At 46.0% G+C, this 18,821-nt stretch carries 12 protein-coding genes; 10 read left to right on the top strand and 2 right to left on the bottom strand.

Annotation, left to right across the window (positions count from 1 at the left end; translation table 11 throughout):
* Positions 1–609 precede the first annotated feature (609 nt).
* The 4 genes from QUA24_RS24535 (at position 610) to QUA24_RS24520 (ending at position 6,831) form a co-directional block, all read left to right on the top strand.
* Positions 610–2,043 carry an MFS transporter gene (locus QUA24_RS24535; RefSeq protein WP_333232792.1) on the top strand — a complete coding sequence of 478 codons (1,434 nt, stop codon included), beginning with the start codon at positions 610–612 and terminating at the stop codon, positions 2,041–2,043.
* A 633-nt stretch (positions 2,044–2,676) separates the two neighbouring features.
* Positions 2,677–3,699 (top strand): DUF2235 domain-containing protein, encoded by a 1,023-nt coding sequence (locus tag QUA24_RS24530; protein ID WP_333232790.1) that lies wholly within the window; start codon positions 2,677–2,679, stop codon positions 3,697–3,699.
* Positions 3,700–3,783: 84 nt separating this feature from the next.
* Positions 3,784–5,430, top strand: a complete 1,647-nt coding sequence (locus tag QUA24_RS24525; protein WP_333232788.1) for a peroxidase family protein — start codon at positions 3,784–3,786, stop codon at positions 5,428–5,430.
* Positions 5,431–5,628: 198 nt separating this feature from the next.
* On the top strand, positions 5,629–6,831 hold the full coding sequence (locus tag QUA24_RS24520; protein WP_333232786.1) for a catalase: 1,203 nt from the start codon (positions 5,629–5,631) through the stop codon (positions 6,829–6,831).
* Positions 6,832–7,067: 236 nt separating this feature from the next.
* Here the strand turns inward: QUA24_RS24520 and rpsD are convergent, their stop codons facing one another.
* Positions 7,068–7,676, bottom strand: a complete 609-nt coding sequence (gene rpsD / locus QUA24_RS24515; protein WP_172190738.1) for a 30S ribosomal protein S4 — start codon at positions 7,674–7,676, stop codon at positions 7,068–7,070.
* A gap of 196 nt (positions 7,677–7,872) precedes the next feature.
* On the opposite strand from rpsD, the gene QUA24_RS24510 reads away from it, so the two are divergent.
* Both QUA24_RS24510 and QUA24_RS24505 read left to right on the top strand, forming a co-directional pair.
* Positions 7,873–8,502, top strand: coding sequence for a hypothetical protein (locus tag QUA24_RS24510; protein ID WP_333232784.1), 630 nt, complete (start codon positions 7,873–7,875; stop codon positions 8,500–8,502).
* Positions 8,503–8,627: 125 nt separating this feature from the next.
* The gene (locus tag QUA24_RS24505; RefSeq protein ID WP_333232782.1) at positions 8,628–8,975 is read left to right on the top strand and encodes a rhodanese-like domain-containing protein; all 348 of its coding nucleotides are present in this window, start codon (positions 8,628–8,630) and stop codon (positions 8,973–8,975) included.
* A 107-nt stretch (positions 8,976–9,082) separates the two neighbouring features.
* On the opposite strand, the gene QUA24_RS24500 is transcribed toward QUA24_RS24505, so the two are convergent.
* Positions 9,083–10,792, bottom strand: coding sequence for an AAA-like domain-containing protein (locus tag QUA24_RS24500; protein WP_333232780.1), 1,710 nt, complete (start codon positions 10,790–10,792; stop codon positions 9,083–9,085).
* A gap of 302 nt (positions 10,793–11,094) precedes the next feature.
* On the opposite strand from QUA24_RS24500, the gene metK reads away from it, so the two are divergent.
* From metK to QUA24_RS24480, 4 genes are all read left to right on the top strand, one after another.
* Complete coding sequence (gene metK / locus QUA24_RS24495; protein ID WP_333232779.1) at positions 11,095–12,357, top strand: methionine adenosyltransferase; 1,263 nt, start codon at positions 11,095–11,097, stop codon at positions 12,355–12,357.
* A 208-nt stretch (positions 12,358–12,565) separates the two neighbouring features.
* Positions 12,566–13,741, top strand: coding sequence for a family 10 glycosylhydrolase (locus QUA24_RS24490; RefSeq protein ID WP_333232777.1), 1,176 nt, complete (start codon positions 12,566–12,568; stop codon positions 13,739–13,741).
* A gap of 466 nt (positions 13,742–14,207) precedes the next feature.
* A complete protein-coding gene (locus QUA24_RS24485; protein ID WP_333232775.1) occupies positions 14,208–16,124 on the top strand; it encodes a HEAT repeat domain-containing protein in 1,917 nt (638 codons plus the stop codon).
* Positions 16,125–16,698: 574 nt separating this feature from the next.
* The gene (locus QUA24_RS24480; RefSeq protein WP_333232773.1) at positions 16,699–18,663 is read left to right on the top strand and encodes an ATP-binding protein; all 1,965 of its coding nucleotides are present in this window, start codon (positions 16,699–16,701) and stop codon (positions 18,661–18,663) included.
* The last annotated feature ends 158 nt before the right edge of the window (positions 18,664–18,821 follow it).

Genomic DNA, 18,821 nt, shown 5'->3' with positions numbered 1-18,821 from the left:
TAAAATCCCAAAAGCCTTTCGACCCCAATTATTTGACTGCTACCCCTTGACAGGTCAAGACAGTATCTACGGGGGCTACGCCAACGTAGAGGATCGCCAATAACCCACTCCGAAGCCTTACGGGCACCTGCGGGGGATTTCCATAAACAACCCGGAATCTCGATCGCCAGCGCTGGGACAGAACCAACGGATTCCAGGAATTAGGTACAAATAGTCCTTCAGCAATATTCGGCAAGTCGATCGTCTTTCATTCTCTAGATTTAGCTAGCTGTAAAGGCGCCAGAGGCGAGTCGAGGATCGGGCGCTAAATTTGCTTGGGCTTTTGGGGGACTTGTTTGAGGCGGAATTTGAGCAATTTTTGGCAGGTAAAATGCTGGGATCGCTTCTTTGTTAAGCCCTACAACCTACTTTTTTACAATTACCCAATTTATATCTCCCAAGCGGTTGATGTTCTAGCGATTGCAAGTCATTTATATTGATATGAATTACCCGGACGTACCAGTCCTACTTTCGAGCTAGCCTCTTGAAGGTGGGGCTGGTTTTATCTAACCCTATTACTTCAATTCTCCAATCTACCATCTAAAATCTACAATCTAAAATCGATTGACTATGGTTGAACCAGTTGCAGAGTTAAATGAACCTCTATCTCTTCAGACTCCAGAAATAGTAGACCCGAAAATATTTCAGCTCGTTCTCTCTGCAAAAACAGCTCTCAAAATTTCTAAAAAAGACGTTCGATCGACCCTGAAAGCCTCAACTTTAGACGGCGTTTTTGCGGCTGTCTTCGAGTCGGCGACTGGCGGCGTGCTGCTTAGCAACTTCTTGCTGCAACTCGGCGCGAGCAGCGTGGAAATAGGTATATTCTCGGCTATTCCGATGGTGGTAAATCTCCTGCAACCATTAGGAGCCTACATCGCAGATCAGACAACCAGCCGCCACTGGTACAACCTATTTGTATTCGGCATATCGCGGCTGCTGTGGCTGGTGCTGGCGGTGGCAATTGTTTGGGGTTCCCAGCACGCAGACTTCCACCAACTGCTGCAATGGACACTGGTAACAGTCGTAGCAGCTAGCGTGCTGGCAGCTTTTGCCAATTCTAGCTGGTTCAGTTGGATGGCTGCTGTGGTTCCTCAGCGCTTGCGGGGACGCTATTTTGGCTTTCGCAACAGTGCTGTCAGCCTCATCACTTTGCTGGGAGTGCCGTTGATGGGATTGGGAGTTTCAACTTCGGACGGCGGCCCAATTTTGGGCTACGGTATTGTTTTATTGCTGGGTGTTTTGGCGGGAATGATTAGTTTGGGGTGTCAATGCTTCATGGTTGATGTGAATCCCCAGGTATACAAAAAAGATGCACAGAACGATCGACTTACAGAGAAAAAAGCAAAGCAAATAACAGATTTTGTGCCTTCTGTGCTGAAAGATTCTAATTTTTTAATGTTTATTCTTTACTTCAGTGTGTGGACATTTGCTGTTAATCTCAGCGCGCCTTTTTTTAATATCTACCTTCTGAAAGATTTAAGATTGGATGTGAGTTTGGTAACGATTTACACCAGCTTAAGTTCCGGGGCAAATCTACTACTGCTGATGTTTTGGGGTAAGTTGGCAGATCGCTGGGGGAATCGTCCGCTCCTAATTGCGGTTGGGCTGGTGGTGGCGATAACGCCTTTGCTGTGGTTGGGTACGGGCAATTACCCGTTTTCGGTGTGGGTGTGGCTGCCGCTGCTGCACTTGCTGGGGGGAACGACTTTAGGGGCGATCGGGCTGTGTAGTAACAATATTCAAATGGAGCTCGCGTCGATCGAGCAACCTTCGACTTATTTTGCGATCGCCGCAGCGGTTTCGGGATTAGCTGGGGCTTTGGGAACTACCGCCGGCGGCTTTATTGCCGAACTTCCGGGCATGAGTTTGGGAGCAGTGTTTGCCCTCTCGGCTACTGTGCGGCTGATTGCTCTTGTGCCTTTGGTTTTGGTGCGAGAACCTCGTAGCCAGTCGCTGCGGTCGATCGTCCCCACTTTGGGACGTTTCAATTTAAACCGGGGCTAGGAAGTTTTAGTACAAATTTGCCCATTCAGAAACCAGAAAAATCCCAATATTGTTCAACAATTCAACCACATCGCAGGAAATCTGAGAGTGACTGAAACAAAATTTAGCGTCAAACAGAGCATTGAACCTGCTACTTGTGCAACAAATACCTCATTATTATCTTGCAGCCCACAGACAAATCGATAAGATATAGCTGTTTTATAAGCTGACAAGGCAGAGCGTAAATGTCTTTAAAGGTTTGTTAGCTAGGGCGTCGGATCACTACTTCTGTTACGATAATCGAGCATTTTCCATGAAGCAAACCTACGATTTCACGCTCTGAATTTTTTACGTTTTAGGATAATCGAGCATTTTCCATGAAGCAAACCTACGATTTCACGCTCTGAATTTTTTACGTTAAGGAATATAAATAATATTGACATTTTAATACAACAAACTCAAATAGATGGTGTTTTGGGACTAATATCCTGACAATCCAAATAGTTAAAGATTGCCCAGCCACATAACAATTTGGAGCCAAAAATTAGCAGGGCTCGCCTGACGCGACAGAAAAACCGGAATTGGCAATCTCAAGTAACCGATTACCAAAGACAGATCGCTGTCAACTTTCAGATTCAAAGAGAGAATTTAAAAATGAAACGTCTGATCGTTTGTTGTGATGGAACTTGGCAACAACTAAATAGTAGTTACCCAAGTAATGTGATTAAGCTTGCCCAGGCAGTGAAATCGAGTGGCAGTGACGGGGTTCCGCAGATCGTGTTTTATGACGAGGGAATTGGAGCGGATAGTAACAAGATTTTGGGCGGAGCCACTGGACTGGGAATCGATAAAAATATACAAGATGCCTATCGTTTTCTTTCTCTCAACTATGAGAAGGGTGACGAAATATATCTATTCGGGTTCAGTCGCGGTGCTTACACAGTCAGGAGTCTAACCGGGATGATTTATTGCTCCGGTCTCCTATCCCGCCCTCATATTACCAGGGCATCAGAAGCTTACGAGCTTTACCGTACACGAGACATTAAACCAAAGGATCGGGTAGCAGCCAATTACCGCGAAGATTACGGCGATCGCGTCCCGATTACCTTGCTTGGTTGTTTCGACACCGTTGGAGCCCTTGGTATTCCTACTCTACCCGCCTTCAAGAAGTATGACGAACAGCTCAAGAAAAGGTACAGATTCCACGACACCACTTTAAATAAGTTAATTCAAAATGCGTTGCACGCCGTGGCGATCGACGAAGTTCGCGAAATCTTTGATGTTACGCCTATGAAAAAAAATCCTGATGTTGAGAACCAGCGGGTTATTCAAGTTTGGTTTCCCGGCTCGCATATCTGCATCGGCGGTGGAACGAAAGAATACAGCGGTTTATCAGATGCCGCCTTACAATGGATGATCGATTCAACCCGTAACCTTGGATTGGGGCTTGAATTCGATATAAGTGCCATTCCCACAGGTATCAATCCCAATTATGAGATTGATTTTAAAAACAATCCTGGGTTCTTCCAATTGGCAGGAATCAAGTTCCGCGAGGTGGGCGATGCTATTGAGGATCTTCACGAAAGCACGATCAATCGATTGAAAAAACGCCCAGACTATCGACCTAAGAATCTGCAAGAAATTCTCTCCAAAGTAATCGAGAATATAGAAAAATGATAAAACTTTATCAAGCTCTCAGAACCGAACATAAGAAGAGTTTGTAATCTATCTAATCTCCAACAATCGAAAGGAAAAGCAATCATGACAAGAGATACATCTAGAGATGGATTGAGCAACAAAGCTTTAGCATATACGTTGACTCATTTCAAGCCAATTTGGGATTTAGTTCAAAGTTACGAGCCTCTGAAACGTAAACTCAACAAATTTTTTCTCAATAGTATCATTTACAAACTTCCGACTCGCCCGCTTCCCTATAGCTTAATGGGCTTAGATCCCAAAATTCCAGGGACAGATATTCCCAAGAAAACTGATACCTATATCTCTTGGGATTCACTTACAGACAAGACTTATACTGGGCGACATTTACCTCCTGACCCAGAATTTAACAAAGAAGGGAATTTACCACCACTGGACAAATTAAAGACCTTATTCCAAAAAAGAGATGGAAAAACCATTTATTCGGAAAAATCGACTCTGCTCTTTCCCTATTGGGTGCAATGGTTTACAGATAGTTTTCTGCGGATAGATCAGCAAAACCGCTTCAAAAATACCTCCAACCATCAGATTGATATGTGTAATGTTTACGGGTTGACCCGCAAACAAACAAATATGCTCAGAGCTTTCAAAGACGGTAAATTTAAAACCCAAAAACTCAAGCGCAAAGATGGCGTAGAAGAAGAGTATCCACTCTTTTATTATGCCGATCCTGAGCAGGGTATTGTCCATCCTCAATTTGAAGGTCTTCATGCACCCCTTAATGATGAGAAAAGACAACCCCCCGAAAAGAAAAGCAAGCTATTTGCAATGGGAGTTGAACGGGCAAACGTCCAAGTTGGCTATGTCATGCTCAACACTTTATGTATCAGGGAGCATAATCGAATTTGTGATGTTTTGTCCAAAAGCTATCCGCAATGGGACGATGAGAGGCTCTTCCAAACCGCGAGAAATATTCTCATGGTGATTGTTCTCAATATCATTATGGAAGAGTACATTTTCCACATTACGCCCTATAATTTTAGGTTCTTTGCCGATCCAGAAGCTTTTACCAAAGAAAGTTGGTATCGAGAAAATTGGATGGCGATTGAGTTTAGTTTTGTCTATCGCTGGCATAGTGCGGTTCCTGAAACCTTTATCTATGACGGCAAAGAAAAATCCATGTACGATTCTCTCTGGAATAATCAGATGTTAATAGATAAAGGGTTGGGTGCATTGATGGAAGAAACTTGTTCCCAACCAGGCACTAGAATTGGTTTGTTTAACACACCTGATTTTAAGATTGCAGGAACACCCTATACATTTATTGATGCTACCGAACTAGCATCTGTTAAACTCGGACGGCAGGCGCAGTTAGCCAGTTATAACGATTACCGCGAAATGTGTGGTTATCCCAGAGTGACTGATTTCAATCAAATTACGGGTGACGAATACGCTCAACAGAAATTAAAAGAGTTGTACGGTCATGTTGATAAGATTGAATTATTTGTCGGATTGTACGCTGAAGATGTTCGCAAAAATTCAGCAATTCCGCCTTTAGTAGCACGGATAATTGGCATTGATGCTTTTTCCCAAGCTTTAACTAATCCTTTGCTATCCCCTAAAGTCTTCAATAAGGAAACTTTTTCTGAGGTTGGTTGGGAAATTATCCAAAATACCAAAACAGTCTCTGATTTAGTGAATCGTAATGTTCCTCCAAGCGATCCCAAGTACAAAGTCTCCTTCGAGCTTTAAGTTGTAGCTGACAACTAAGACTCAAGGTAGTGGGGGCGCAAAGACACCTGCGCCCTCAAAAATGAGGAAGAAAAAGGCGATATTTTCGCAAGCGATCGCTTACGGCAATTCGGGAGCAATTGCACCAGCAGTTATACTGTTTAACAGATGCAACGGTTTGTGTAGAACCTTTTTTAGCGATTAACCGAAGGTTATGTTATGAACAAGAAGTTATTTACCGAATATCCCGAACAAGACGAACGCAAATATTACGATCTTTTGGTTGAGCAGGCCAAGCTTCGGATGGATAATCTTTACGGCAATAAGGAGCGGGCGCTGCGAGATACTCACGCCAAAACTCATGCTTGCGTTAAAGGAACTCTGGAAATTTTTGACTTTGATGAGGAAGCGATTAAACGGGAATTGGGCAAACGCGCTTCGTTAACTTCTTCGCAACTGAATGCGATTTCCCTTAAGCAAGGTTTGCTAGCAAAACCCAAAGAATATCCTGTTTGGTTGCGATTTGCTAACGGGGCTACCAAAGTATACCCTGATCACCAAAAAGATTCGCGCTCAATCTCACTGAAAGTGATGGGGGTGGAAGGGGAACGACTCGCGCAAAGCCACGAGTCAAAAACCCAGGACATCATTGTTCACAATTCAGAAATATTTGTGAGCCAAACCATCAAAGATTACTACGGCTTTTTTTCGGCTCTTGTTGAATCACCAGAGACATTGAAAAAGTGGCTAATCCGACATCCCAGACACTTTCTAGCGGTCTCAACGCTTACGGGTAGCCGGACTCCGAAGAGTTTGCTAACAGCCAAATATTGGAGCGGTTCACCCTCTGCTTTGGGTCTTAATCCCGGTTTCGATCCCTCCCAGCCTGGTCTAGTTCCTGTCGAATATCCTGCGGTAATTAAGTATGGGTTTACTCCGGTTTCATGCAAACCACCGCACGAGATAATTCCAGAACAATCTCGACCGGGAATTCCTAAAATTCCTTTTGTCGATCGCGCTAAAGCCTTGGGTTTAGATCCCAATCAACCAGACAATTATTACCGGGACGATCTAATTCAAGCCCTGACGAAACCTGATGCCCAATACTGTTGGGATTTTGGCATTCAGTTCCAAACCAGCCTAAAAATGCCGATCGACGATGGCATCAATGTCTGGAAGGAAAAAGAATCACCCTTCTTGAGAGTAGGTCGTCTCACCGTCAAGCATCAGATTATTGATTATGAAAAACAATCTGATTTCAACGAAAACCTGAGATATTCTCCTTGGAACGGCTTAGCAGTTCATCGTCCAGTAGGTGCTATCAATCGGATACGCGGTGTTGTTTACCCCGTTGTAGCGAATTATCGCCTTCAAAAGCGAGGTCTTGTCCATCAAGAACCAACCGGAGAAGAAACATTTTAAGGGAATAATTTTTGTCGGGGACATCCCACCGAAAACGATATTAACAAGCGAAACCTTCAAAAAATCCCATCCCTTTTTAGGGGGTGGGAATGTTGAAAATTATTAATTTTTAGTGATCAGTCCTTAGTCCTCATTATTCAGTAGCAATTAATCAATAACTGGGTTCATACCCAATTATTAATTATTCTGCTAGCAACCAACTGATGACTAATGACCAACGACTGATGACTAATAAATTAAGCTTGCCGTGAGTAGTATTCCACCACTAGCAGTTCGTTAATCTGTAGAGCAATCCACTCGCGTTCGATAACGCCGTTAACTTTGCCAACCAGTTTTTGCTTATCAAATTCCAAGTGATTCGGCAAGTGAGCCAAGCCTGGGTCTTTGAGATTAGCTTCTACCATTGTGCGAGAGCGCTCTCTATTTTTCACAGCAACCACATCACCAGGCTTGCACTGATAGCTGGCGATATTGACTTCACGGTCATTGACAGTTATGTGACCGTGATTTACCAATTGTCTAGCGGACGGAATGGTTGGAGCCATTCCCATCCGAAACACAGTATTGTCCAAGCGCATTTCCAAAAATTGCAGTAACACTTGACCTGTGGAGCCCGTGACACGGCGGGCTTTGCGGACGTAACGGAGCAGTTGGCGTTCCGTCACACCGTAATTGAAACGGAGTTTTTGCTTTTCTTGCAAACGAACCGCATACTCAGAGAGCTTTTTGCGGTTTTGACCGTGCTGTCCAGGCGGATAATCTCGTCTGGGGGTTTTGCGGGTTAGACCCGGCAACTCTTTCAGGCGACGGACGATTCTCAATCGGGGGCCTCGATATCGAGACATTTATTTTCCTCTCTAATATCTGTATGCAATTTTATGCAGACTCTATATTATATGTTGGTAACGGTCAAAATTCAAATAAAGATCGATAAAAAAACGATCGACCGCAGCGCGAGCCATAATGTGAGGTAAATTCTGAAGGAAAAGCCGATCGATCGATCGCCCCAATCAGCCAAAAAAACTCACTACTCGATCTGCCATGCACAACCGCAATTTTGCCCGCACTTCTTCCCCAAAGCCAGCACCGACAGGCTCAAACCCTACCGCGCGCTGGATATTAGCTCTCGGCACGCAGCTAGCAGCACTCGGTTTGTTGGCAACAGCACTGCCAATCTCACCAGCATCAGCCATCACTATTAGAATCCCTCGCTCTAGGAATCCCTATCGCGTCTGCGCCCTGGAACTAATCGAAGCCGGAGTGGGGGCAGAGGCAGCCGCCGCCGCTTGTGCTGACGCGCTCCACCCCCGGGACATATCTAAATGCGCCCTCCAAATCAACCGCAAAACCAATATTTCGGGTGTCGAAGCGCTCTCTAGCTGTCGGCGGGTGAGGCGTCCCAAAGAATTGGCTACTTGCGTAGTGAATATTAACGGCAAAAGTCGAACTCAACCTGCAGATCCCCTGGTAGTGCTCGATGGATGCCGCCGTAGTTTATTGCCACAACAGTTTGCTGAATGCGTAGTCGGTTTGAGCGGCAGGCTCGACTTTCCCACCGATCGGTTAATCGCCACTTGTCTTGACCCCAGTGGCAACGTGAGCCAGTTGGACGGGCGTCCTGCACCTACCCCTCCTGTGGAGCTAATTCCACCGCCTGCGCCCCTCAATTAATCACTGTTAACAGTTAACTGTTGACTGTTAACTGTTGACTGTTGACTGTTGATTGTTAACAATGATTAATGACTAATGACTAATGACTAATGACTAATGACTGATGACTACTTTTTTATAATCAAATGTCAGAAATTTTTGCTCAAATTACAGTTGAAGAATTAGCTCGCCAATTAGCAGAAACCAATGCTGAGAAATTGCAGCTTGTAGACGTGCGGGAACCTCACGAAATTGAACTCGCGGCGCTGCCGGGATTTGTAGCTTTTCCGCTGAGCGAGTTTGCCGAATGGTCTGGTGAAATTGACACTAGACTCGATCGCGACACAGAAACCCTAGTTCTGTGCCATCACGGAGTGCGATCGGCTCAAATGTGCCACTGGTTAGCGGCTCAAGGATTTACTAACGTTAAAAATATCGTTGGCGGTATCGATGCTTACTCAATGGTGGTCGATCGAACCGTCCCCCGCTATTAACATCTAATCCAGTTCTTAATTATCGTTTTCTTCAGAGTCCGCGCGGGCGGACTTTGTAGGTGTAGAAACAAATTATATTTCCCCCGAATTACCTAATTAACAGCAACCTATCGAAAATTTAAAAGCTTACTCATAGTGAGCCGATCGCGCCCCTGCCTTTTCGAGTCATAAAGAGCCTCATCAGCCGCCAGGAGAAGTGTTATCGCATCATTTTCCTCGCTCGGAACAACGCTGGCAATTCCCAAACTAATCGTTACCACAGAATTAGGTAGACCGTCAACACTCTCCGGGTTAAAAATAATATCCAAAGCTTTCACTTTCACTCTAATTTGTTCGGCAACCACCAGAGCAGCCGACGCATCAGTTTCAGGTAAAATCACAGCAAATTCCTCGCCCCCGTAGCGAGCAGCTACATCAGCAGGACGCTGGAGCGATCGGCGAATTGTCTGAGCTACCGATCGCAAGCACTCATCTCCTGCTTGATGTCCGTAGGTATCATTATATATTTTGAAATGATCGAGGTCGCACAAAATTAAAGATATTGGAGACCCCTCGCGAGCCATGTGTTTCCATTCCATTCGCAAGCAACTATCAAAATGCCGTCTGTTGCCAATTTGAGTAAGTTCGTCCACATTCACCAAAGCATGAAGCCTTTGATTTTCTTGCTGCAACTCCTCAAAACGAACCACCGACAACTTATCCTCGCACAAATTTTGCCCTTGAAAATACAGGCGATATAATTCGCAAGACAAACTACAGTTATTTCCCTCTAATTTTACAAGTCCCATGCTGTCTAACTGATAAGCTATAAAAGGTTCGAGGTAAATGCTATTTTTAGCATCGACAACTTGTTGAAATGCGGAGGCGAGTTCTGGCTGCTGTTGAATGGCGATCGACTGATTTTGCAAGTAGTCGCTATAAATTCCGCTGTGAGTAGGAGCTGCTGTTAACAGTTCTGTCAACTCGGCTCGGCTCAGTTCCTCCCCAGGCTCATCCCGCTCAACGGACAGGCGATTTTGTTGCGAAATTGCTAGGTGATACAGCGCTAAATGCACTAAATAAGGATGCCCGCCTACCATGTTCATTAATTGCTCGATCGGAGCGCTCTCACTCCAGTTCAGTCCGTGTCTGCGCGCCAAATATTGAACTTGTTCAGCAGTAAATTCTGAGAGTTTAATCGGCATTCCTACATTAAATGGAGATTGATTAAAATTCAAAGAAATATAAATTTCTGTCGAATGAATGACAACGATGCGGAGTTTTTGCCAAGTCTTGCTAGCGCGAGCTTGTTCATACCAAAAACGGAGAATCGAAAGAAAATCTTGAGCAATGTTGGTGCGTTCAAATACGCGATTTATTTCGTTAATTACCAAGACAATAGGACTGTCAATTAGTTCGAGCAAATAGTTTTCAAAGTAAATTGTGCAGCTTACCTTGCTGCCCATATCTTCATCCCAGAATTCATCAATATTTGGTTCGAGTTTGAGTTGCCGAGCGACATTGACACAAAGCCAGCGTAAAAATTTATCTAAACTAGCAAAAACCGCTGCGTCGGCTTGCTGAAAGTCTACAGTTACTGTGCGGTATCCACGATCGACTGCCGCGTGAATTATCCGCAGCATCAGCGAACTTTTGCCCATTTTTTTGGGAGCTTTAATGCGAACAAGGCCTCCGGGTTTGCTAATTTCTGCACAGGCCAGGGCTTCGGCCCCTGAGCGCTCAATATAAAATCGAGAGTCAAGCGGTATGGGGCCGCCGGGAAATTCTAGATCGGCAACTGTTTGGATCAAGTTTGGTGATTTTTGGAGTCCTGCCATAGTCCTTGCACAAGGCGATACCCTGACTGTATCTTACCTTTGTCAGGTTAGGGGCTAGACGAGCTGTGTCCAAGATCGATCGACAATCCTACAAAATCTAAGTTTTTAGGGACTTGCCGGAACTGACTTTGCTATAGTAGTGTCACTTTACCCAGTCTCAAACCCTGCTTCAACACGGCTCTGCAGACCGACAAAAATTCGATGGTAGCCCAGACGCGATCCTTCTTGGCCTTTACCGGAAAAATAACTCGTCGGTCATCGAGGTCGCGCAGGAAGAGCCCCTATCTAAGGAGAAATAATCATTGTCACGCCGCTACCTGTTTACCTCTGAATCGGTCACTGAAGGCCATCCCGATAAAATCTGCGATCAAATTTCAGATACGATTTTAGATGCCTTACTGACTGAAGACCCTAAAAGCCGCGTCGCAGCGGAAGTTGTCGTCAACACCGGCTTAATGCTGCTGACGGGCGAAATTACCACTAAAGCTCAGGTAAATTACATAGAATTAGCCCGGAAAAAAATAGCCGATATTGGCTACATCCACGCTGACAACGGATTTTCGGCCAATAGTTGCTCAGTGTTGGTGGCTCTTGATTCTCAGTCTCCCGATATTGCTCAAGGGGTGAATACAGCCCACGAAAGCCGGGAACAATCGAGTGAAGAGGAATTAGACGCCATTGGAGCAGGCGACCAAGGCTTGATGTTCGGCTTTGCTTGCAACGAAACGCCGGAATTGATGCCTCTGCCGATCAGTTTAGCGCACCGGATTTGCCGTCAACTGGCTGCAGTCCGCAAAACCGGTCAGTTATCTTACCTGCGTCCCGACGGCAAAAGCCAAGTTACGGTGATTTACGAGGACGGCAAACCTGTTGGCATAGATACGATTTTAATTTCTACCCAGCATACCGAAACGATCGGCGACATCACGGAAACGGCCGCAGTTCAAGCCAAAATCAAAGAAGACCTTTGGACTGCTATCGTCCAACCTGTGTTTGCTGATATTAGCGTGAAGCCGGATTCAGAAACTCGCTTCCTTGTCAACCCCACCGGCAAATTTGTGGTCGGCGGGCCTCAAGGAGATTCGGGTTTAACGGGTCGCAAAATTATTGTGGATACCTACGGCGGCTATTCCCGCCACGGCGGCGGCGCTTTTTCTGGGAAAGACCCCACCAAGGTAGACCGCAGCGCGGCTTATGCTTGTCGCTACGTTGCTAAAAATATCGTAGCTGCTGGTTTGGCCCAAAAGTGTGAAGTGCAGTTGAGTTATGCGATCGGCGTTGCGCGGCCTGTTAGCATGATGATCGAAACTTTTGGCACTGGGAAAGTTGATGACGATCGCCTTTTGGAAGTTGTGAAGCAGCATTTTGAACTGCGTCCTGCGGGAATCATTCAGGCATTTAACTTGCAGAATTTGCCTGCTGAAAGAGGCGGCCGTTTCTATCAAGATGTGGCGGCTTACGGTCACTTCGGACGCACTGATTTAGATTTGCCTTGGGAGGAAACTGATAAGGCGGAACTTTTGAAAGCAGCTTTGAGCCAGCAGTTGTCTGCTGTTGCTGGATAGTACAATTTTGGGGCGTGTACTACGCCCCTTATCCATAAATAATATCGGGTGCTACCAATGAATGTAGGGTGCGTACTCCGCACCTAATCAATAAATAATAATAGGCGCTTCTTCGGCGCATCTTATCCATAAATAATACCGGGTGCTACCAATCAATAACGTAGCGGGTGCAGTACCCATCTTACACAAAAAAAGATTAAATAAATAAATGGGATTTTTCACACCTTTCCAATCAGCAATTCGCAGTTTTGCCTCTTCCCTCCAACAGCGGTTGGCGACGACTGGATTTTCTGCACCAAATCCAGCAACGCTGCCCAGTTCGTTTGCGACTAGCAATCCTGGTGGAATTCGCGGCGTTTGGATCACCAGCACAGACTCCAAAGTTTTCACATCAAAAGAGCGAATTGCTGAGGCAATGGACTTTCTCGCCGATACGGGATTTAATACCGTTTTTCCTATAATTTGGAGCCAGGGTTATACGGCTTATCCTTCTCAAATTATGCGAGAAAAATTTGGGGTGGAAATTGACTCGCGCTATCAAGGTCGCGACCCCTTAGCAGAAATGTGTGTTGAGGCCAAGAGAGTTGGTTTAAAAGTGATTCCTTGTTTTGAATACGGATTTGTGAGTTCTTACAATCGCAAGGGCGGTCATTTGCTGGCGAAAAAACCTGAGTGGATCGCCCGTGATGTCAGCGGCAATTTACTGAATAAAAATAACTTTGACTGGATGAATTCTCTTGACCCGGAAGTGCAAGACTTTGTGCTGGGGTTGATGCTGGAAGTTGCTAAGAATTATCCGGTGAACGGGGTTCAAGGAGACGATCGCATTGCGTTTCCGGTAGAAGGCGGTTACGACGAAAAAACGGTTAAACGCTATCTAGAAGAGTGCGGTAAAGCAGCGCCGTCGGATTGTAAAGAACAACATTGGCTACAGTGGCGTGCTAATATTATTACTGAGTTTGTAGCTCGTTTACACCGAGAAGTGAAAGCTATTAATCCTGATTTGTTGCTATCGATGTCGCCGAGTCCTTATGACTGGGGACTGGTGGAATATTTGCAAGATTCTAAAGCTTGGGTTGACAAAAACTTGGTCGATCTGTTTCACCCGCAGTTTTATCGCCGCGATTTTAATGCTTACAAACAATTGGTCGATAAAATGATTGGGGGACAGCTTAGCGGCCAGCAAGTAAAGTGCGTGTCGCCCGGTATTTTGTTGACGAATCGAGGCAGCAAATATAGCATAACTCCCGAACTGTTGTTGCAAGTAATTGCTTACAACCGCTCTTGCGGGATTCAAGGAGAAGTGATGTTTTTTTACGAAGGTTTGCGAGATAACGATAACGCTTTGGCTAAGGTTTTGAAAAAAGGGCCCTATGCTCGTTGAGAGATTGTCCCGCAATCAAGCTGTTTCCGGTTAGCTGCAGTCAACCGCGCCGATCGCTATTTCAAACCAAGTGGGTATAGAATAAGATGTTGCACCATTCTCAATAAGCTTTGATTAACAGGCAAGATGCCTGTTCCACAAAGGGTGAATTTTCTTGTGGAACAGGCATCTTGCCTGTTCCTGACAATGGTGCAAGATGTGAGTATAAAATGATATAGCAGAGCTAGGCTATCTCAAAACCCAGCAAGGCCAAGCAGCAAGCGCAACCAATTGTCAAATTGTCAAGGTGATCGCCCAAACAAACCCAATAATTAATCATTGGGGAGTTGCAAAAACAGTGGAATAAGACATATTTTAGAAGTGGTGCAAGCTTTTTTTTAGAAGTAGCGTTTTGTAGACGGCATATTTTTTAAAGGCAGTTTAAAAGAGCAATCTCAACCGCTCGCCACAATATTAGGATAAATCAGTGACATCAGCAGCAAGCCTCATCCAACAGCTACCCGAACTCAGCGATGCTCAATTCCATCAAAAATATTTGAAACAAAAACAAGGGATGCGAACCTTGGCGACTATATTGCCGCAAGTAGAACAGCAAAGTCTGGCTTTGCGGGCAGTAAAATTAGCTCTAAAAGTAAATTTAAAACTCGGCTCGAAGCTAGCAGGAACGGTAAAGCCAGAATTTCAAATAGCTACAATAAAATTAATCGACAAAATCCCCACTTCGCCACTGCTCAAAATTCAACTGCTGGCCCTAACAAGTTCGGATATGGCAATTCCGATGCTGGTGGCGGCATTGAACCACAAAGAAAGTTCAGTGCGGCTGGATGGGATTCGGGCGATCGGGAAAATCGGATCCGAAGCAGCAGTAATTGAATTAGCCCGATCGCTCGAATCTCAAGATTCCCAAATGCAAGCTTGGGCCGCTTGGGCTTTAGGAGAAATTAACTCGAAACCAGCCGCCATAGCACTGCTCAAAGCCATCAAACACGCAGAGTCCAAGGTACGCGCCCGGGCTGTTTGGGCCTTGGGCAAAATTAACCCGAAAATAGCCGTCCCCGCGCTGCTGAAAGCCCTCAACCACCCAGACTCCGAGGTGCGCTGGCGGGCTGCGGTCAACTGCGGGAAAATCGGCATCTCTGAAGTAGTTCCCGGGCTGTTGAAAGCCCTCAGAGACCAAAATCACATCGTCCGCGCTAGGGCCGCGGCGGCTTTGGGGAAAATCGGCGATTGTGAGGCAGTACCCAGCTTAATAGAATTGCTTCACGACGACCCAGACTCCTATGCAGTTTCTTTGAGGGCCGCCGAGGCCTTGGGACAAATTGGCACGGAAACGGCTGTGGCGGGGCTGGTACAAGCCCTCAAACATAACGACTCTGACGTACGGGGCAGTGCAGTTTCTGCCTTGGGAGAAATCAGCAGCGAGGCGGCTATGGTGGCAGTAATCCGATCCCTCTCGGATCGAGACATTTTCGTGCGCGGCAGGGCGGCGGTGGCCATTGGGAACATCAATACAGAGGGAGATGCGAAATTGCAAAAAATGGTGGTCGCGGGACTGGCGAGCGCAATTGGAGATAGCGAATCTTATGTGCGCTGGAGAGTTGCTGCTGCTTTAGGGGAAATTGGGACAGAAGAAGCTGTGGCAGGTTTGGTGCGGCTGCTGGGGGACGAAAATTCTGGAGTGCGCCAAAACGCTGTTAAATCACTTGGTCAAATTGGCTCAACGGCTGCTATTCTGGCTCTGGAAACAGCTTTAAATCGCGAATTTGCTGACGTTCGGGCGCTGGCTGCCCAATACTTGGCGGATGTCAGGACTGAGGCAGAAATAGTTGATTTTCAACCCTCTGTTTCCCCAGATTTATCGGCAGAAAAACTGCCGAAAATCCTGATTGCTTCGCAAGCCGAAGCCAGCGAATACATTGTTGAACGCCCTGCGCGACGCGAAATTAAATACCTGATCTCGATCGGCAGTCCAGGCGTCCCCGAACCCAAAACTTTCGATCGAATCCCGAACCGAATGTGCCTGGAATTTAACGACCTCGACACCCCCGTTGACGACCCGGATCAAATCTTGCCTACCTTTGAGGATGTACAGAAAATTATTGACTTCGCCCTGAAAATGTCGTCGCAGGGAGGCTGTTTGCTGATCTGCTGCCAAAGTGGGATCAGCCGTTCAACGGCCACAGCTTTGACTGTGTGTGCTGCGCTGTTGGGTCGTGGCAAAGAACGGGAAGCTTGGGCGTTAGTGCTCGCCGCCAGACCCCAAGCCAAGCCGAATCGCTGGATGGTACACTTGGCCGATGAAGCTTTGGGTAGAGACGGTAAGCTAGCACTGGCGATCGAATTGACCACCGCAACTCCAGAACTCGCAATCGCCAACAGTTGACTCCCGGAAACCGGGTTTCTTTTCGCAAGCCCTACAGTTATACTCAACTAACGACACTTCGCCTCAGACTTGTCTTTGCGGGGCAACGATGCCAAAAGTCGATCGCCAGGGTGCAAAAGTTCGATCGGCTGCTGCATTTGTTACATTCTGTGCTACAAAGTTGTCGGATGCTTAACAAAAACCGTCAAGCAATCGTCGCATTGCTGGCAGCCAAAGTCCAAAGCGAAGGAATCGGGTGCATTGTCAACAGACAATATCAGCTTTGGGCTACTCACAGGCAAAACAGGTCTGAGAGAATTTTCTGCCTGTAACATTCCACGCAGGGATAATTCACTGCGGGGATAAAGTTTTATTTTTTTTGCCTGCTGCAGACTTTTACGAGCCGAAAAAGTAATTTGGCAACAGTCCTCAACAGCCTAATTATCTCTTAGACATCAACCGAATTTAAGTTTCTCCTCTGACTCGACCAGAGTTTCAGATGCTTTTTCGCAGATGTCTACCGTTAAATAGACAAGCTTTTCCGTTTGGAGAACTTAATATCGTGATAGATTTTAACAGAATACAGGGGTTGCATATGTCAAAAATTAACTTGCTAAAAAAAACAGGACACGAAGCAAGTTTCTCGGTTGCCGTTTGGGAAGACCAGGGGGAATTGAATCCAGAGTTAGAACCATTTAACCCGCCGAAAACAAACGTGAAAACGCGAAATGTTAACCCAAAAAATACCACTTTAGGTAAACAGATGCCAGTTTTTATTTCCGGAGAAGTGGCTTCTATAGAAACCGTGAAGAAAAAAAAAGCCAACCATGATTTTGTAGAAACATTATCCTTAAAAGTCAGCAAGACTTGGCCATCTAAAATTGGCGGTTTGCCTATCTATCAAAAAATTGGCTACGGGTATTTGCTGGCAATAGGAATCGGCTTTCTTGGCTCGCTGAGCGGACTGGTGATTGCCGATTACTACCAAGGACAAGGATTAAAGCAATTCAATGATGCTCATCTACAAGCGCAATTGCTCGGCAATTTTAAAGATGCAGCGCTGGCAGCCCAATTGCAGGGTTCACAGCTAGATTCTTTTGTAGATAATTCGACCAAGCTCAAACAGCAAGAAGAGCAGTTGGTTAAGAGTATTGTTAAGGCGAAAAATCTGCGGTTGCGTATAGAAAAGTTTGCCGACAGCCAACCCGCTTGGCTGGCAGCAAAACCGGAAGTTCTCAAATTTTTGCTGCTAGATTGCACAAAAAAATTAGAAGCATACGCCGATACTCTCCAGTCAACCTTGCAGACAATCCAGCAATCGCAACTATCGCCTCGGGAGATAGAGTCTACCAGAAAATTGCTCGCCATCGAAAGCGGAGAAGGTGTAAAACAGCTCAACAGCAGCCTTGAGGAATTGAGCAAAATCCTCGATATTGCCCAGCAGCAAGAAGGCCAAGGCGGTGAAGTGATGGAAGACGCCCAAGGAATGGAAAAAGCCATAATTATTATTAGTATGCTGCTGTCGGTAGTGGTGGCTGGAATGGTGGCTTACCGGACGAGTCGGGCGATCGCCAAACCTGTGATCAGCGTCACTCAGGTGGCCCAACAAGTAGCCGCTGAGTCTAATTTTGACTTGCGAGTACCCGTCACCGGACAAGGCGAAATCGGCTCTCTGGCTGCCTCTCTCAATCACCTAATCGAGCGCGTTTCGGGACATACAAAAGAATTAGAACAAGCTAAGGAAGTCGCCGTCGCGGCTAACACTGCTAAAAGCCAGTTTTTAGCAAATATGAGCCACGAATTGCGGACGCCTTTAAATGCGATTATTGGCTACAGTCAACTACTTTCAGAAGATGCCCAGGATGCGGGATTTGATGAGTTTGTACCCGACTTGCACAAGATTCAGAAAGCCGGCACGCACCTACTATCTTTGATTAACGATATCCTTGATTTGTCAAAAATTGAAGCGGGGGGTATGAAACTCGAAATCCAGGAGTTTGGCATCGAATCCCTGGTTGACAATGTTGCGAGTGCCGCGAAACCGTTAGTAGAGAAAAATGGCAATGTTTTGGAGATTGAGTGCGATCGAACTGTGGGCATAATGCACGCAGATTTCAAAAAAGTCCGGCAGGTTTTGATGCACTTGCTGAGTAATGCTGCGAAGTTCACCAAAAACGGCAGAGTGAAACTGAGTGTCAGGCGCATTGAAGGCAGTGGCAAATTGAATACAGCAGGGCGATCGGCGATTGACGATTCAATTGCTGCCGATGAAACTCATTCTGGGGCGATCGCTTGTCCCCTGCTGAATGTTCAAGAGTCGGATTGGATTTGTTTCTCTGTTAAGGATACCGGAATTGGAATGTCGGAAGAACAACAGCACAAATTGTTTGAAGCTTTTGTGCAAGCTGACTGTTCATCAACGCGACCTTACGACGGCGCTGGATTGGGGCTGACACTTAGCCGCTACTACTGTCAGATGATGGGCGGGGAGATTTTGGTAGAAAGCGAAGAGGGAAAAGGGTCTATTTTCACTGTGCGAATACCGGCGGGAAACGGGTGATGTAATGTTTGGGCGAGAGATGTAGGGGGTACGCCGAGGGGCGAAAATTTATGTTTCAAACCTCTGGCTTTATGTCCAAATTCGTAACCGTTCAGGGGGTGCGCCTGAAGCGCACCACCCCAAGAGGAGTTTAAGCATCAATATGTTTGAGAGCTAAC

It is taken from the genome of Microcoleus sp. Pol12B5, from assembly GCF_036701335.1.
GTDB lineage: Bacteria > Cyanobacteriota > Cyanobacteriia > Cyanobacteriales > Microcoleaceae > Microcoleus.
This window is presented reverse-complemented; position numbering and strand designations above follow the sequence as displayed.

Excerpts from the sequence above, each read along its gene's own strand:
- QUA24_RS24535 (WP_333232792.1), top strand. The coding sequence starts at position 610 with ATGGTTGAACCAGTTGCAGAGTTAAATGAACCTCTATCTCTTCAGACT.
- QUA24_RS24520 (WP_333232786.1), top strand. The coding sequence starts at position 5,629 with ATGAACAAGAAGTTATTTACCGAATATCCCGAACAAGACGAACGCAAA.
- QUA24_RS24505 (WP_333232782.1), top strand. The coding sequence starts at position 8,628 with ATGTCAGAAATTTTTGCTCAAATTACAGTTGAAGAATTAGCTCGCCAA.
- QUA24_RS24530 (WP_333232790.1), top strand. The coding sequence starts at position 2,677 with ATGAAACGTCTGATCGTTTGTTGTGATGGAACTTGGCAACAACTAAAT.
- rpsD (WP_172190738.1), bottom strand. The coding sequence starts at position 7,676 with ATGTCTCGATATCGAGGCCCCCGATTGAGAATCGTCCGTCGCCTGAAA.
- QUA24_RS24500 (WP_333232780.1), bottom strand. The coding sequence starts at position 10,792 with ATGGCAGGACTCCAAAAATCACCAAACTTGATCCAAACAGTTGCCGAT.
- QUA24_RS24510 (WP_333232784.1), top strand. The coding sequence starts at position 7,873 with ATGCACAACCGCAATTTTGCCCGCACTTCTTCCCCAAAGCCAGCACCG.
- QUA24_RS24480 (WP_333232773.1), top strand. The coding sequence starts at position 16,699 with ATGTCAAAAATTAACTTGCTAAAAAAAACAGGACACGAAGCAAGTTTC.
- QUA24_RS24525 (WP_333232788.1), top strand. The coding sequence starts at position 3,784 with ATGACAAGAGATACATCTAGAGATGGATTGAGCAACAAAGCTTTAGCA.
- QUA24_RS24490 (WP_333232777.1), top strand. The coding sequence starts at position 12,566 with ATGGGATTTTTCACACCTTTCCAATCAGCAATTCGCAGTTTTGCCTCT.